Origin of the sequence: Streptomyces beijiangensis (assembly GCF_017315755.1) — a bacterium.
Taxonomy (GTDB): Bacteria; Actinomycetota; Actinomycetes; order Streptomycetales; family Streptomycetaceae; genus Streptomyces; species Streptomyces beijiangensis.
In genome coordinates this window covers 1-233 of sequence record NZ_JAFLRJ010001290.1, presented here as the reverse complement: position 1 = coordinate 233, position 233 = coordinate 1, and the positions used below count along the sequence as shown (strand labels likewise).

The window sequence follows — 233 nt, the reverse complement described above, 5'->3', positions numbered from 1 at the left end:
ATGACGAGCGCATAGAGGGCGTCGAGCGCGCCATGGTCAAGGCGCGGGCGGGCGAGGCGGCGGTGGCGCCGCAGCTGCTGCAGGGTGCCTTCGCCGAGCTGCTGAACCCGGCCGCCCAGCCCGACGACGAGGGGCAGCGGCTGCTGCAGATGCTGACCCCGCGCGAGGTCGAGGTGCTGGTACGGGTGGCCGACGGCGAGGACACCCGGCTGATCGCGGCCGGGATGGGCATC

1 pseudogene is annotated in these 233 nt (G+C 74.2%); it reads left to right on the top strand.

Features of this window, described 5'->3' with window-relative positions:
• Nucleotides 1-233, top strand: a pseudogene (locus J0695_RS41550) (DNA-binding response regulator); the annotation flags it as partial.